This window comes from uncultured Thomasclavelia sp., assembly GCF_944324745.1.
Classification (GTDB): Bacteria; Bacillota_I; Bacilli_A; order Erysipelotrichales; family Coprobacillaceae; genus Thomasclavelia.
On record NZ_CALUXO010000085.1, the window covers coordinates 64,656 to 80,189 of the forward strand.

The window sequence follows — 15,534 nt, forward strand, 5'->3', positions numbered from 1 at the left end:
ATTAGATTTGTAAAGGAGTGTCTTATGAAAAAAAGTTATCAATTAAAAGGATATACATTACATGTAATTCCAACTAAGAAGTTCAAAAATATTACAATGTCTTTAAAATTAGAAAATAAATTAACAAGAGAAAATGTAACTAAACGATCATTGTTAGCGTTCATGTTAACCGGAGGAACTGAGCAATATCCTTCGACCCAGGCTCTTTCAACTCATTTAGAAGATTTATATGGGATGAGTTTTGGAACTAATTTAGCGACAAAAGGATTAGGACAAATCTTAAATCTATCAAGTGTTTGTATAAATGAAGCTTTTTTACCATATCAAGAAGATTTATTACAAGAACAAATTAAAATGTTTAATGATGTTTTATTCCATCCAAATGTTAAGGATGGAAAATTTGATGAACAGACTTTTAATATTAAGAAAAAAGAATTAAAAGAACGCTTGATTGTCCAAAATGATGACAAATTTGTTTATGGTTTAGATCAATTGTTTAAATATATGGGTGAGGATGGCTTCTTGTCAATTAAAAATAATGGATATATTGAAGAAATCAATCAAATTACTAATGAAGAATTATATCAATATTTATTAGAATGTGTTCATAGTGATGCTAAACATCTTTATGTGGTTGGTGATGTTGATGAATCAATCGTTTCTCTATTTGAACAAAATTTAAAATTTGATACTGATGTGACAGCAATTAATCCTGTAACTAATTTTAAATCAACTAAAACTGAAGTCTTAGAAGTAATTGAAAAACAAGACATCACTCAGTCTAAACTAAATCTAGGATATGTTGTTGATTGTAATTTTACTGATTCAGGAACATATGCCATGACTGTTTTTAATGCGATGTTTGGTGGTTTTTCACAATCACGATTATTTAGAGTAGTTCGGGAACAAAATAGCTTATGTTATTATATTTCTTCAAGTTATGGAGCATTTAGTGGAATTATGACGGTCAATGCTGGAATTGAAGGTAAGGACTATCAAAAAGCGTTAGATTTAATTAAACAGGAACTAGCCAATTTTCAAGATGGTCAATTTAGTGATGATGAAATTAGTTTAGCAAAATTGATGCTAAAAAATTCATTAACTAAAACTAAAGATGAACCAATCAGTTTGATTACTTTAGCTTATAACCGGGATTTGACAGGCGTTCAAGAATCAAATGATGAATATTTAGAAAAATTATTAAGTGTTACCAAAGAAGAAATAATTGCTGCTAGTAAAAAAGTACACTTAGACACAATCTTTTTACTTACAGGGAGTGATCAATAATGGAAAAATTATATTTTAATACCTTAAAAGAAACATTATATCATGAAAAAATGGACAATGGTTTAGAAGTTTATTTGTTGCCAAAACCAGGTTTTGAAAAAACCTATGGTTTATTTTCCACTAGATTCGGGGCCATCGATACTACTTTTGTTCCATTACATCAAGATAAGATGATAAAAGTTGAAGATGGTATTGCCCATTTTTTAGAACATAAAATGTTTGACATGGATGGTGGCGATGCTTCAGAAGAGTTTGCCAAGTTAGGAGCAAGCACTAATGCCTTTACTTCTTCAAGCAGAACAGCTTATCTATTTAGTACTACCACAAATGAATATGCCTGTATTGAATTATTATTAGATTTTGTGCAAAAATTAGAAATTACACCTGAAAGTGTTGAAAAAGAAAAGGGAATAATTGGGCAAGAAATCAAAATGTATGATGATGATCCCGATTGGCGCGTCTATTTTGGTTCTATTCAAAATTTATATCAAAAGCATCCTGTCGCTGTTGATATTGCTGGAACCGTGGAAACGGTTAATAGAACTAATAAAGAGATGTTAGAAACATGCTATAATACTTTTTATCATCCAAGCAATATGATGATTTTTGTGGTTGGAAATATTGATCCCAATAAAGCTATGGAAACCATTAAAACTAATCAATCTAAAAAGGATTTTAAATTGGCAAAACCAATAATTTGTCAAAAAGTAGCAGAACCTGAGGCCATTAAAACTAAAGAAACTGTTTTAACAATGGATGTTGAGATGAATAAAATAATTGTTTCAATCAAAGTAAATGATATTTTAGAAAATCCAAAAGATAAGATCAAACGTGAATTATCATTAAATTTATTATTTGATTTATTATTTTCAAAAAGTGCCAAGTTATATAATGAATGGTTGAATCAAGGAATTATCAATGATTCATTTAGTGCTAGTTTTACTCAAGAACGTGATTATGCTTTTATTCAAATTGGCTGTGATTGTAATGATTATCAGACATTAAAAGAAATACTATTAGATTTAATTACTAATTTTGATCAATTAAAAATTCAAGAAAACGATTTTAATCGAATCAAGAAAAAAAATATCGGTTTATTTATCAATATGTTTAATAGTCCTGAAAGTATTGCCAATTTATTTAGTCGTTATTATTTTGAAGGAATTAATGCGCTAGATTTAGTCGATGAAGTCGCTGCATTAAAATTAGAAGACATTTATAATGTTTTTAAATATTTCAATATCAACAATACTAGTACTTGTATCGTGAAAAAAAATAATCACGATAATTCTGAAATTTAAAATAGTTGACACGACAAAAGCTTATGATATAATAACGGTGGTTAGAGAGTATATAAATTTCCACATCATAGATAAGGGAACCTGATTTAAATGGCGGTGTTGAAAACCTGTCTTAGAATAGGGATCCTAAAGCTTATTTAAAGGTGCCCACCTGTACATAACAGGGAAATATCTAACGCTCTCTACCTTTTTTAATTTAAGGAGATTAAAAATGAGTCAAATAGATCCAAAATTAATTGCACGAATTAATGAATTGGCTAAAAAGAAAAAAGAGGGTACCATCACTAGTGAGGAATTAGAAGAACAAGAAAAATTACGAAAAGAATATATAAAATTATTTCGTGGTAATTTTAAACAACAGCTAATGGGAATTAAGGTTGTTGATCAAAAGGGTAATGATGTTACTCCTCGAAAATTAAAAAAAGCACAATCAAAAAAATTAAATTAGAAGCTGTTTGTGGCTTCTAATTTTAATTTTAAATAATTTACATATTTTTTAAATAAAATTAACATTTTGATATGAATAAACAACCTCTTATTGCGTTTATTTAAGAAATGTGTATAATAAAGTTGAGTTTTTGTGAAAAGAAGGAGAAAAGGAAATTAATGGAAACATCAAGTTTATCAATAGCAACTATTCGGGCATTGGGTATTGATGCCATCAATAAAGCTAATTCAGGTCATCCTGGAATGGTTTTAGGTTCCGCACCAGCAATGTATACGTTATTTACAAAAGAAATGAATATATATCATAAACATAGCGATTGGTTTAATCGTGATCGCTTTGTTCTAGCGTCTGGTCATGCTTCTGCACTTTTATATTCAATATTGCATTTGTCAGGATTTAATATTTCAATTGAAGATATCAAAAACTTCCGTCAATGGGGTTCAGTGACTCCAGGACATCCTGAGTGTGATATTACTGATGGGGTCGATGCTTCATCAGGACCGTTAGGTCAAGGAATTCCAATGGCTGCAGGAATGGCTCTAGCTGAAAAATTTTTAGCAACAAAATTTAATCGTGAAGGATTCGATATTGTTGATCATTATACTTATGTTTTATGTGGTGATGGTGATATGCAAGAAGGTGTTACTTATGAAGCAGCTTCTTTAGCAGGACATTTATCACTTGGAAAATTAATTGTTTTATATGATGCTAATAAAGTTACCTTAGATGGACCTTTATCTATGTCATTTAGTGAAGACGTTAAAAAACGTTTTGAATCAATGGGTTGGCAAGTTATAAAGGTTGCTGATGGAAATGATATCAATTTAATTCAAAAAGCAATCAAAAAAGGTAAAAGAGAATTATATAAACCAACTTTAATTATTATCGATACAGTTATTGGCTATGGTTCAGCTAACGAAGGAACCAGCAAGGTACATGGTAGTCCACTTGGATATGAAGATGGTAAAAACGCTAAGATTTCTTATGGTTTTGATCATGATGAATTTTATGTTCCTGAAGAAGTATATAATGATTTTGCTGATACTTGCATTAAAAGAGGTCGTAATCGTTATAATAAATGGCGCCGGCTAATGAAAGAGTATAAAAATACATATCCTGAATTAGCTCAAGAACTTGATGATGCCATTAATGATCGCTATTCTTTCGATATTGAAGAGTTAATGCAAAAATATGTTCCTGGTCATAATGATGCTACTAGAAATACATCATTAGAAGCAATTCAAGAAATTGCCAAACAAAATCCAACGTTTTTATCAGGGACAGCAGATTTAGCTTCATCAACTAAAACATTGATTGCCAATGAAAAAACTTTCAGTGTTGAAAATTATGATGGACGTAATCTTGCTTTTGGAATTCGTGAATTCGCTATGGTGGCCATGATGAATGGAATTACTTTACATAAAGGTATCAAAGTTTCCGCTGGTGGTTTCTTAGTTTTCGCTGATTATTTTAAAGCGGCATTACGAATGGCATGTTTAATGCATTTACCAATTATTTTACCATTATCTCATGACTCAATTGCTGTAGGCGAAGATGGTCCAACACATCAACCAATTGAACAACTTACAATGTTACGTTCTCTACCAAATATTCAAGTAATTCGTCCAGCAGATGCTAAAGAAATGATTGCTGCATGGAAAATTGCCATTGAAACGACTAATAAGCCAACTGCTTTGATTTTAACTAGACAAAATGTAGTTACCTTAGAAAACTCTAGCTATGAAGGAGTTTGCAAAGGTGCCTATATCGCTGGTAACGAAAAAGAAAGAATTGATGCAATCATTATTGCTAGTGGTAGTGAAGTAAGCTTAGCAATGCAAGCAAAAGAAAAACTATTAGAAGAAGGTATTGATGTTCGTGTTGTTTCAATGCCTTCAATGGAACTTTATGAACAACAAAGCCCTGAATATAAAGAATCGATTTTACCAAACAAAATCCGTACTCGTTTATCAATTGAGATGGGTTCTGATTTTGGATGGTATCGTTATGTCGGCTTAGATGGAAAAACAATGTCAGTTAATTCATTTGGAACTAGTGCTCCTGCTAACGTTATTATTGAACGTTATGGATTTACTGTTGAAAATGTAATTAAAAATATTAAAGAATTATTGAATCGGAATTAATTTTAATTCCGATTTTTTGACATTGTTTGATTCTAGTTCTAGTTATAATAATTTTGGTGATGAAGATGAAACAATATCGAGTATATAGACTAAATTCCAATATTAAAGAACTTTGGCAACAATATCCAGAAATTAAAGCTAAAATAACTAAACTAGAACCGAAAAATAGTTTTTTTGATCGACAGATGGAATGTTTCTTTCAAACAAACGAAGGAATCAGTGATTATATTGAAGATAAATTAAAAAAACGCTCAGACTATTCTCGTGATAAAAATAGACATTATTTACATAATCAGTTAACTAACGAAAATTTAGTTTGTATTGTTGATGATTATTACATAACTATAAAAGCTAATAAAAAAGAAAATATTTTTTTAGAAATATTATTTAATATTGATAATAGTCTAGAAAAGACATATGTATGCGAAGTGTCTAATTGATAAGCTTAACGTTTTTTGTGATATTCTATACCATTAATTTAAAAGTTATGTTATAATGGTAAAGCAATCTAAAATTTGGAGGTACAAAAATGTTAAGCGCCATTATTGGAGTAATTATCGGTGCCATCGCAGGATTCTTTGGTGCACGTTATATGTTTAAAAAACAATTACAGAAAAATCCGCCTATCAATGAAAAAATGATTCGGGCGATGTATATGGAAATGGGTCGTAAACCAAGTGAAGCACAAATTAAAAGAATCATGAATTCGGTTATGGCACAATATAAATAAGGGCACGTCCCTTATTTTTTATTTATAATAAAAATATCTGATAACAGATATTTTAACTATATTTATAAAATTACATCCAAGTAATTTTAGATTCCGTTCCTTCTTTTACACGTTTTAGATTTGCCCGATGACGGTAAATTAAAAGTAAGATCACTGCCGCAACACATATTTTTCCAATTAATGAAATGTCCATAAATGGTGTTGCCAGTAAGACCGAACCAGAAGCAATTACTGAAGATAAAGAAACATATTTAGATATTTTTAATACGATAAAAAATACTACTAAAGCTAAAACTGCTCCTAATGGATTAATGGTAAAGAAAAAACCAATAGCGGTAGAAACAGCCTTACCACCTTTAAAATTAGCAAAGATTGGATAACAATGTCCAATAACACAGGCTAAAGCACAAACATAATGAAGATCACTATTTAAATTAAAAATATGACAAAGATAATTAGTCAATAGACTAACAAGCAATGCTTTAGATGCATCAAGCAAGATTACGGCAACTCCAGCTTTTTTTCCTAAAACACGACCTGTATTGGTTCCTCCTAAATTTCCCGAACCATAATTACGAACATCAGTTTTATAGAAAACTTTACCAATGACTAATGCAAATGGTATTGATCCATACAAATAGCCACAAGCTATTAAAATTATCGGAATTATTACATCCATTAAAATCACCCCAAAGGTATTATATATTATCAGGATAAAATTGCAATAATCTTTGAAAAAAAGCTCAAAGTTAGTTATAATAGTACAAGTGTCACTTACAAACTTATCATAACTTTATTTAATAAAGAGTAAATAAATTGTTTTAAAATTTCTAAGAAAGGAGAGGCTACTCAATAAAATGTATATTTGAGTAGCTGTTGATTGAATAAATGCCAAGTAATAAATATGATGAATCTAATATTCAAATATTAGAAGGTTTAGAAGCTGTTCGTAAAAGACCTGGGATGTATATTGGCTCTACTGATAGTCGTGGGTTACATCATTTAGTTTGGGAAATTGTTGATAATTCAATTGACGAAGCATTATCTGGCTTTGGAGATCATATTGAAGTTACTATCTGTAAAGATAACAGCATTAAAGTTGTTGACCATGGAAGAGGAATGCCAACTGGAATGCATGCATCAGGACGTCCGACAACCGAGGTCATCTTAACGGTTCTTCATGCTGGTGGTAAGTTCAATGAAGATGGTGGTTATAAAACTTCTGGTGGTTTACATGGAGTTGGGGCATCTGTCGTTAATGCTTTATCAAAATGGTTAGAAGTAACTATTCATCGTGATGGCAAAATCTGGTTTCAGCGCTTTGAAAATGGTGGTAGTAGGATTGGAAAATTAAAAGTTATTGGTAAAACTAATCAAACAGGAACGACCATTCAATTTTCACCTGATCCAGATATTTTTTCAACAACGGAATTTAATTATTCAACAATTAATGAACGATTGATGGAAAGTGCTTTTTTATTAAAAGGAATTAAAATTGATTTAGTTGATGAAAGAACTGACAAACATGATACTTTTCAATATGATAATGGTCTAACGGCTTTTGTTGAATATTTAAATTATGAAAAAGAAACGATAAATGAAATTATTAATATTGAAGGAATTAATAATGAAATAGAAGTAGATGTAGCAATGCAATTTACTACTGGATATCAGGAAAACACACTATCTTTTGTTAATCTAGTTAGAACTAGTGATGGTGGTAGCCATGAAACAGGTTTTAAAACTGCCCTTACACGTACTTTTAATGAATATGCCCGTAAATATGGATTATTGAAAGAAAAGGATAAAAATCTTGAAGGTAACGATGTTCGCGAAGGTTTATCAGCCATTTTATCAATTAAAGTGCCAGAACATTTTCTGCAATTTGAAGGACAGACGAAATCTAAATTAGGTACTCCCGAAGCTAGAAATGTTGTTGATGCTGTTGTTTATGAAAAACTAACATATTATCTAGAAGAAAATAAAGAAACAGCCGATAATCTAGTTAAAAAGATGATTAAGGCTTCTCAGGTTCGTGAAGCAGCTCGAAAAGCTCGTGAGGCCGCCAGAAAAGGTAAGGGAACGCGACAAGAAAAAATTCTTAGTGGTAAATTAGCACCCGCTCAATCAAAAGATCGTTCAATAAAAGAATTATACTTAGTCGAAGGTGATTCAGCAGGCGGAAGTGCTAAACAAGGCCGTGATCGTAAATATCAAGCGATATTACCGCTTCGAGGAAAGGTTGTGAATACTGAAAAAGCATCGATGGCCGATATCTTAAAAAATGAAGAAATTGCCACGATCATTAATACTATTGGTGCTGGAGTTGGTCCGGATTTCAATGAAAAAGATAGTAACTATAATAAAGTAATTATAATGACCGATGCCGATACTGATGGAGCTCATATTCAGATTTTGCTGCTGACATTTTTCTATCGCTATATGCGTGATTTGATTACAGCAGGAAAAGTTTATATTGCTTTGCCACCGCTATATAAAGTGTCTAAAAAGACCGGTAAAAAAGAAGAGGTTATTTATGCCTGGGAAGACGATGAATTGGAAGCCGCTAAGAAGAAAATTGGTCGTGGCTATACCGTTCAACGTTATAAAGGTTTAGGGGAAATGAATGCTGCTCAATTATGGGAGACCACAATGAATCCTAAAACTCGAACTTTGATTCAAGTTTCGATTGATGATGCTGCAATTGTTGAAAGACGAGTTTCAGTTTTAATGGGCGATAAAGTAGAACCTAGACGAGAATGGATCGAACAAAATGTCCAATTTACGTTAGAAGATAATTATACTATTGACTAAGGAGAGATAGATAGTGGATAAAAAAATTGTAATGTCATTAGAAACCATCATGGGAGATCGATTCGGAAAATATTCTAAATATATTATTCAAGACCGGGCTTTACCTGATGTTCGCGATGGTTTAAAACCAGTCCAACGTCGGATTTTATATTCGATGTATAAAGAAGGAAATTTACATTCCAAACCATATCGAAAATCAGCTAAAACCGTCGGAAATGTCATTGGTAATTATCATCCTCATGGAGATACTTCAGTTTATGAAGCGATGGTTCGTTTATCACAAGAATGGAAGATGCGAGCCCCTTTAGTTGATATGCAAGGTAATAATGGCTCTATCGACAACGATCCTGCTGCAGCTATGCGTTATACCGAAGCAAGATTAGCGCCAATCGCTGAAGAATTACTATTGGACTTAGATAAAGATACAGTTTTAATGTCATTAAACTTTGATGACACTGAATATGAGCCGACAGTACTTCCAGCGGCTTATCCCAATTTATTAGTTAATGGTGCTACTGGAATTTCAGCTGGATATGCCACTGAAATTCCTCCTCATAACTTAGAAGAAGTTATTAATGCCACAATTTATCGATTAAAACATCCTAAATGTTCCTTAGAAAAAATTATGGAATATGTTAAAGGACCAGATTTTCCTACTGGAGCTATTGCTGAAGGAAAACAGGGAATCATCAATGCTTTTAAAACAGGACGTGGTAAAGTAATTGTTCGTAGTAAAACTGAAATCGTAGAAGAAAAAAATATAAATAAAATTATCGTAACAGAAATTCCTTATGAGGTTAATAAAGCCGAGCTGGTTCGTAAAATTGATGAAATACGTTTTAATCGACATGTTGACGGTATAGTTGAAGTTCGCGATGAATCAGATCGTAGTGGTTTAAGAATTGCTATCGATCTAAAAAAAGATATTTCGGTTACTAATACTTTAAATTATTTATTTAAAAATACTGATTTGCAAAAAAATTATAACTATAACATGGTAGCAATTAAAGATAAGCGACCTGTTTTAATGGGTATCATCGATATATTAGATGGTTATATTGCTCATCAAATTGATGTAGTTACTCGCAGCAGTCAATATGATTTAAATAAGGCTAAAAATCGTAAGCATATTGTTGAAGGTTTGATCAAAGCTATTTCTATTTTGGATGAAGTCGTTTCTACGATCAGAGCTTCTAAAGATAAAGCAGATGCCAAGAAAAATTTAATGGATAAATACGATTTTACCGAAAAACAGGCAGAAGCTATTGTTATGTTACAATTATATCGTTTGACAAATACCGATATTGTAACGTTAGAAAACGAAAACAATGAACTTGATCAACAGATTAGTAGATTAAATGATATTTTAGCTAATCCTGAATTATTAAATAAAGTAATTATTGAACGCTTAAATCAAATCAAGAAAAAATACCCGATGCCGAGACTTACTCAGGTTCGCGATGAAATCCAAGAAATAAAAATTGATGAACAAAAAATGATTTTATCTGAAGATACTAATGTATCAATTACCCGTGATGGTTATATTAAACGAATTAGTACTCGTTCTTTAAAAGCCAGTGAAGGTATCCCAATTGGTAAAAAAGATAATGATCATTTAGTAGCTTTATTTCAGGCCAATACATTAGATCATATATTATTGTTCACTGATGCCGGTAATTATTTGTTTGTACCAGTTTATAAAATAGATGAATTTAAATGGAAAGATGCCGGTAAACATCTAAGTTATTTAATTAAATTAAATTCAAGTGAAAAAATAATCGGTGCCATTTTAGTAAAAGATTTTAACTTACCATTATATGTTTTAATTGCAACTAAAAATGGACAAATTAAACGAACTCAGTTATCTGATTTTAAAGTCACTCGATACTCTAAACCGATTAAGTGTATGGCATTAAAGAATAATGATCAAGTTATTGGCGTAAAATTGACTGATAATAATCAGGGGATTATTCTTACAACTAAAGCTGGATATGGGGTTTTATATTCAGAACAGGAAGTTTCTATTTTAGGAATAAAAGCCGGGGGTGTTAAAGCCTGCAATCTAAAAAATGATCAATTAGTTAGTCTGGATATCTTTGATCCACTTAAAAATCATTCATTGATGCTTGTAAGTGAAGATGGTGGGATTAAACGAATTAGGATTAGTGATATCACACCGTCAAGTCGCCAGAAAAAAGGGGTAATTTTATATAAAAATCCTAAATCTAAAGTTATCTATGTTAAAGCTGGAGCTGTTGTTGATAACAATCAAGAATTAACAGTTACTTTAAATGATCAAACCAGCTATACGTATTTACCAACTGATTTTAATTATGCTAATTTGATTCAAAAGCCAACAGTAAAACACAAACTGACAAATATCCAATTAATTGAAGATGTTTATGTTGCTCGGGCTATTAGCACTGATGATTTTTCTAATGGGCCTCAAAAGCAAGAAGATACTAGTGCTATTTTTAAAGAACCAAAACAACATACTTTATTAGATGATATAGAAACAACATCTTCTAACCAAAAGACATCTAAGTCAAAAAAGACGATGACAAAAAAAGATGATAAAGTAAAATATGAAAAAATCAGTCTGGCCGATATTTTAAATGAAGATGAGTTTTAAAGATGATTATTTAACTAGCTAAGATAAAAATGTGCGTTATTTGATAGAATTTTAAATAGTTACCAATCCTGATAACTAGCTCGAAATATCAATTCGCACATTTATTATTTTAACTACGTTCTTTCATATATTCACGTAACAGTTTAATTAAAGCCCGTTTTTCCAATCGGGAAACATATGAACGAGAAATATTTAATTTTTTTGCAATTTCTTTTTGAGTGTATTTTTTAGTATTGTTTAAACCATAGCGCATAATTAGCGTATCTTTTTCACGATCATCTAAAATATTAAAATATTTAGTAATTTTTTCAATTGTATCATTACGATTAATAATATCGATAAAATCTTCTTGTTGGGCCGGAATAATATCGCCTAAAACAATTTCGCTGCCATCTTTATCGATTCCAATAGCTTCATTTAATGAAACATCAAGACTAGTTTTTTTATTAGTTCTTAAATGCATTAAAATTTCATTTTCAATACATCTTGAAGCATAGGTAGCTAAGCGGGTTTGATGATTATTAGAATAACTATCAACTGCTTTGATTAGACCAATGGTACCAATAGAAATCAAATCTTCCTGAAGATCTTTATTATTTTCATATTTTTTGGCTATATGCGCAACTAATCTCAAATTACGTTCAATCAAAATATTACGGGCCTTTTGATCACCGGCAAAAAATTGTTTTAAATATTTTTCTTCTTCTTTAGCTGATAAAGGTAATTCAAAAGATTTTGCTTTGATATATGATACAAAAAATCCATTTGTCAACAATGATAATAATGTTGCAAACATTAACTTCACCTCGATATATTTTACGGTCGATTAATTTAATTTATGACATAAATAGACACATTAATCGCTGATTTAAATGATATTTTTAATCGATATACTTTAAAATCATCTTAAAATAATGTACAATGGTTGTGATTTTTGAAAAGGAGAGATTATGACAAAAGAAATTAGATGTTTTGGCTGTGGTGCGATCATTCAAAGTGATGATGAAAAGAAAATTGGTTTCGTACCAAAAAATGCATTAAATAAAGATCATGTACTTTGTAAACGTTGTTTTCGTTTACAACATTATCATGAATTACAAAAAACTAGTTTAACCAATGACGATTTTTTAAGAATTTTAAATCAAATTGGCAGCCATGATTGTTTAGTAGTATATTTGGTTGATTTATTTGATTATAATGGAAGTATTATCAAAGGATTAACTAGACATTTAAATGGTAATGATATTCTGGTTGTTGGAAATAAACGTGATATTTTACCTAAATCAGTTAAAGATATTAAAATTGAACATTGGTTACGACGTCAATTAAAAGAATCAGGAATTAAACCAGTTGATGTGATACTTTCAAGTGCCCTTAAAAATTATAATCTTGATTTATTATTTGAAAAGATTGATTATTATCGTAAAAATCGTGATGTTTATCTTGTTGGGGTTACAAATGTTGGTAAATCATCATTGATCAATGCTTTATTAAAACATTATAGCAATATTAATAATCTGATTACTACTAGTGAATTTCCTGGTACGACATTGGATCTAATTGAAATTCCACTAGATGAACATAGTAATTTATATGATTCACCAGGAATAGTTAATGCTGATCAAATTTTGCATCAAGTCGATGAAAAAGATTTGAAATATATAATTCCTAAAAGTGAATTACGTCCGATAAATTTTCAGTTAAATGACCAGCAAACACTATATTTTGGTGGTTTAGCTAGAATGGATTATCAAAAGGGTAATAAAACTTCGTTCACTTGTTTCTTTCCAAAAACGTTAAAAATAAGTAGAACTAAGTTAATTAACGGTGATGGTCTGTATAATCGTCATTTAACTTTAGAACCAGTGATTAAATCAATTGAAAAAATCCAAGATATGAATACGTATACTTTCAAACTGCCAAATTATAAAGTAGATATTGTTATATCGGGATTAGGTTTTATTAGCATAAAACAGCCTAATGCTAATATAAAAATTTATGCGCCTAAAGGAGTAGGGGTATTTATTCGAGAAGCACTAATATAGAAAGGATAATGATATGTTAACAGGAAAACAAAAAAGGTATTTAAGAGGAATTGGACATAATTTAAATGCAATCTTCCAAATTGGTAAAGAAGGGGTTCATCAAAGTCAAATTGACGGTATTGAAGACGCCTTAAATGCCCATGAATTAATTAAAATTAAGATCTTAGAATCTTGTCTTCAGTCTAAAAATGAGATTGCGATTGAATTAAGCATGAGAACTCACGCAGATGTAGTACAAATTTTAGGACGAACTATTTTATTATATCGTCCCAGCGAAAAACAAATTTATTCTTTGCCAAAATGAAAATAGGTATTTTTGGGGGTAGTTTTGATCCTATCCACCGTTCTCATGTAAGAGTTATAGAAGAATCGCTACGACAATTAGACTTAGATAAACTTTTAGTAATGCCTACGGCAAACAATCCTTGGAAAGACTCATCAGGAGCTACAAAAAAACAACGACTAGACATGTTACATATAGCGTTAGATCGTTATGCAAAAGTAGAAATCTGCACTTATGAAATTAATCAGGATGATAGCAAAAAGAACTATACTATTGATACGATCAAACACTTAAAAAAAGTATATCCTGAAGATCAGTTATATTTTATTATGGGGATGGATCAGGCAAGTTTATTCCATAAATGGGTAGATGCTAAAAAATTAAGTAAACTAGCTCAATTAGTTGTTTTTGATCGTGTTGGCTATCAAACAAATGAGAATATTCAAAAATATAATTTTATCCGTTTGGATCTAACGGCTACTGATGATGCCAGCAATGAAATTCGAAATGGAAAACTACATGCCTTACAACCCGAAGTATTAAAATATATTGTCAATAATGGAATCTATTTAGAAACAATGATTAAAAATAAAATGTCAAAGAAACGTTATCGTCATACTGTCAGCATGGCTCATTTAGCCAAAGAATTTGCCAAAAACAATGGTCTAGATGCCACTAAAGCCTATGTAGCTGGTATGTTGCATGATATTGCCAAAGAAATGGACTATGATGATGCTTTAAAAATAATGAATGAGCATTATCCTCAATATGTCGATAAAGCTGTGCCAATCTGGCATCAATGGTTATCTGAATATGTAGCTAAAACTGAATATTTAGTTGATGATCGAGAAATCTTACAGGCAATTAGACATCATACAACAGGTTCTCTAGGTATGTCTAAATTAGATATGTGCATTTATACTGCTGATAAATATGACCCTAGTCGCGATTATGATTCATCAAAAGAAATCGCTTTATGTAATCAAGATATCGAAGCTGGTTTTGCATCTTGTCTGCAAGATTTTTATGATTTTTCGACCAAAAAGGGACGTGAAATCGATCAATGTTTTTTTGAAATATATAATAAATTCGTAAAAGGAGAAATCAATGAATAAATTAGAAATAATTGTAAGAGCTTTGGATGATAAATTAGCAAAGGATATTGTTGCAATCGATATGCAATTAGCTAGTCCTATCTATGATACATTTGTCATTTGTACTGCTGATAATGAACGATTAATGGATGCTTTACGTGACAGCGTTGAGGAAAAATGTGAAGAAAATGGCTATGCAGTTAAACAAATTGAAGGACGTCGTAATAGTAAATGGTTATTAATGGACTACGGAGATATCATTGTTCATATTTTTGATATTGAAGAACGTCAAATGTATAATCTAGAAAAATTATGGGCTGATATGCCTCGAATTGATATTTCTGAATATTTACAATAATGTCATATGAAAATTTTGCTTATTATTACGACAGCTTAATGGATGAAGCTTTTTATGATGATTATTATCAATTTATTAATCAGCATGCCAAATTCAAAAGTGTCTTGGAACTAGGATGTGGCACTGGTGAAATAGCTATTCGCTTAGCTAAAGATAATAAACAAGTATACGCTACAGATCTATCGGCAAATATGTTAGAAGTTGCTAAAATTAAAGCAATGGATGCTAATGTTGATTTATTATTAGGACGCATTGATATGACTGACTTTGAAATAAATCAGCCGGTTAATCTGGTTTTATGTTTATGTGATTCAATTAATTATTTATTAAGTAAAAAGAAAGTTTTAAAAACATTTAAAAACGCCTATGATGCTTTAAAATATAACGGAACTTTTATC

General features: G+C 30.6%; 15 protein-coding genes. 13 read left to right on the top strand and 2 right to left on the bottom strand.

From position 1 onward, the window contains the following. Positions 1 to 24: 24 nt before the first annotated feature. From yfmF to Q0K54_RS12150, 6 genes are all read left to right on the top strand, one after another. Entirely contained in the window at positions 25 to 1,287 is a 1,263-nt protein-coding gene (yfmF, locus tag Q0K54_RS12125) for an EF-P 5-aminopentanol modification-associated protein YfmF (protein ID WP_294581593.1), read from the top strand. Then, positions 1,287 to 2,588: an EF-P 5-aminopentanol modification-associated protein YfmH gene (gene yfmH / locus Q0K54_RS12130; RefSeq protein WP_294581595.1), complete on the top strand. Its 1,302-nt coding sequence runs from the start codon at positions 1,287 to 1,289 to the stop codon at positions 2,586 to 2,588. Before yfmF ends, yfmH begins: the two co-directional genes overlap by 1 nt. Before the next feature lie 211 nt (positions 2,589 to 2,799). Beyond that, positions 2,800 to 3,036 carry a DUF896 domain-containing protein gene (locus Q0K54_RS12135; RefSeq protein ID WP_294581597.1) on the top strand — a complete coding sequence of 79 codons (237 nt, stop codon included), beginning with the start codon at positions 2,800 to 2,802 and terminating at the stop codon, positions 3,034 to 3,036. Between the two features lie 158 nt (positions 3,037 to 3,194). Beyond that, positions 3,195 to 5,180 (top strand): transketolase, encoded by a 1,986-nt coding sequence (tkt, locus tag Q0K54_RS12140; protein ID WP_294581599.1) that lies wholly within the window; start codon positions 3,195 to 3,197, stop codon positions 5,178 to 5,180. Positions 5,181 to 5,245: 65 nt separating this feature from the next. Beyond that, a complete protein-coding gene (locus Q0K54_RS12145; RefSeq protein WP_294581600.1) occupies positions 5,246 to 5,620 on the top strand; it encodes a DUF2522 domain-containing protein in 375 nt (124 codons plus the stop codon). A gap of 89 nt (positions 5,621 to 5,709) precedes the next feature. Further along, a complete protein-coding gene (locus Q0K54_RS12150; RefSeq protein WP_294581601.1) occupies positions 5,710 to 5,910 on the top strand; it encodes a YneF family protein in 201 nt (66 codons plus the stop codon). Positions 5,911 to 5,980: 70 nt separating this feature from the next. Here Q0K54_RS12150 and plsY read toward each other — a convergent pair whose 3' ends face one another. Next, the gene (gene plsY / locus Q0K54_RS12155) at positions 5,981 to 6,589 is read right to left on the bottom strand and encodes a glycerol-3-phosphate 1-O-acyltransferase PlsY (RefSeq protein ID WP_294581602.1); all 609 of its coding nucleotides are present in this window, start codon (positions 6,587 to 6,589) and stop codon (positions 5,981 to 5,983) included. A gap of 209 nt (positions 6,590 to 6,798) precedes the next feature. Between plsY and parE the strand changes: the two genes are divergently transcribed. Together parE and parC are read left to right on the top strand one after the other, a co-directional pair. After that, on the top strand, positions 6,799 to 8,724 hold the full coding sequence (parE, locus tag Q0K54_RS12160) for a DNA topoisomerase IV subunit B (RefSeq protein ID WP_294581603.1): 1,926 nt from the start codon (positions 6,799 to 6,801) through the stop codon (positions 8,722 to 8,724). Positions 8,725 to 8,737: 13 nt separating this feature from the next. Next, positions 8,738 to 11,356, top strand: coding sequence for a DNA topoisomerase IV subunit A (gene parC, locus Q0K54_RS12165; RefSeq protein WP_294581604.1), 2,619 nt, complete (start codon positions 8,738 to 8,740; stop codon positions 11,354 to 11,356). A gap of 109 nt (positions 11,357 to 11,465) precedes the next feature. Here parC and sigK read toward each other — a convergent pair whose 3' ends face one another. After that, the gene (sigK, locus tag Q0K54_RS12170) at positions 11,466 to 12,152 is read right to left on the bottom strand and encodes an RNA polymerase sporulation sigma factor SigK (RefSeq protein ID WP_294581606.1); all 687 of its coding nucleotides are present in this window, start codon (positions 12,150 to 12,152) and stop codon (positions 11,466 to 11,468) included. 154 nt (positions 12,153 to 12,306) lie between these two features. Here sigK and yqeH point away from each other — a divergent pair, with 154 nt between their 5' ends. The 5 genes from yqeH to Q0K54_RS12195 all read left to right on the top strand — a co-directional run. Next, positions 12,307 to 13,401: a ribosome biogenesis GTPase YqeH gene (gene yqeH, locus Q0K54_RS12175; RefSeq protein WP_294581608.1), complete on the top strand. Its 1,095-nt coding sequence runs from the start codon at positions 12,307 to 12,309 to the stop codon at positions 13,399 to 13,401. A gap of 13 nt (positions 13,402 to 13,414) precedes the next feature. Continuing rightward, positions 13,415 to 13,705 carry a ribosome assembly RNA-binding protein YhbY gene (yhbY, locus tag Q0K54_RS12180; RefSeq protein WP_294581610.1) on the top strand — a complete coding sequence of 97 codons (291 nt, stop codon included), beginning with the start codon at positions 13,415 to 13,417 and terminating at the stop codon, positions 13,703 to 13,705. Beyond that, a complete protein-coding gene (locus Q0K54_RS12185) occupies positions 13,702 to 14,799 on the top strand; it encodes a nicotinate-nucleotide adenylyltransferase (RefSeq protein ID WP_294581612.1) in 1,098 nt (365 codons plus the stop codon). Before yhbY ends, Q0K54_RS12185 begins: the two co-directional genes overlap by 4 nt. After that, positions 14,792 to 15,136, top strand: coding sequence for a ribosome silencing factor (gene rsfS, locus Q0K54_RS12190; protein WP_294581614.1), 345 nt, complete (start codon positions 14,792 to 14,794; stop codon positions 15,134 to 15,136). The genes Q0K54_RS12185 and rsfS overlap by 8 nt, the downstream gene beginning before the upstream one ends. A gap of 38 nt (positions 15,137 to 15,174) precedes the next feature. Next, a partial coding sequence (locus Q0K54_RS12195; RefSeq protein ID WP_294581616.1) for a class I SAM-dependent methyltransferase occupies positions 15,175 to 15,534 on the top strand: 360 nt, incomplete at its 3' end.

Excerpts from the sequence above, each read along its gene's own strand:
- yfmF (WP_294581593.1), top strand. The coding sequence starts at position 25 with ATGAAAAAAAGTTATCAATTAAAAGGATATACATTACATGTAATTCCA.
- yfmH (WP_294581595.1), top strand. The coding sequence starts at position 1,287 with ATGGAAAAATTATATTTTAATACCTTAAAAGAAACATTATATCATGAA.
- Q0K54_RS12135 (WP_294581597.1), top strand. The coding sequence starts at position 2,800 with ATGAGTCAAATAGATCCAAAATTAATTGCACGAATTAATGAATTGGCT.
- tkt (WP_294581599.1), top strand. The coding sequence starts at position 3,195 with ATGGAAACATCAAGTTTATCAATAGCAACTATTCGGGCATTGGGTATT.
- Q0K54_RS12145 (WP_294581600.1), top strand. The coding sequence starts at position 5,246 with ATGAAACAATATCGAGTATATAGACTAAATTCCAATATTAAAGAACTT.
- Q0K54_RS12150 (WP_294581601.1), top strand. The coding sequence starts at position 5,710 with ATGTTAAGCGCCATTATTGGAGTAATTATCGGTGCCATCGCAGGATTC.
- plsY (WP_294581602.1), bottom strand. The coding sequence starts at position 6,589 with ATGGATGTAATAATTCCGATAATTTTAATAGCTTGTGGCTATTTGTAT.
- parE (WP_294581603.1), top strand. The coding sequence starts at position 6,799 with ATGCCAAGTAATAAATATGATGAATCTAATATTCAAATATTAGAAGGT.
- sigK (WP_294581606.1), bottom strand. The coding sequence starts at position 12,152 with ATGTTTGCAACATTATTATCATTGTTGACAAATGGATTTTTTGTATCA.
- yqeH (WP_294581608.1), top strand. The coding sequence starts at position 12,307 with ATGACAAAAGAAATTAGATGTTTTGGCTGTGGTGCGATCATTCAAAGT.
- yhbY (WP_294581610.1), top strand. The coding sequence starts at position 13,415 with ATGTTAACAGGAAAACAAAAAAGGTATTTAAGAGGAATTGGACATAAT.
- Q0K54_RS12185 (WP_294581612.1), top strand. The coding sequence starts at position 13,702 with ATGAAAATAGGTATTTTTGGGGGTAGTTTTGATCCTATCCACCGTTCT.
- rsfS (WP_294581614.1), top strand. The coding sequence starts at position 14,792 with ATGAATAAATTAGAAATAATTGTAAGAGCTTTGGATGATAAATTAGCA.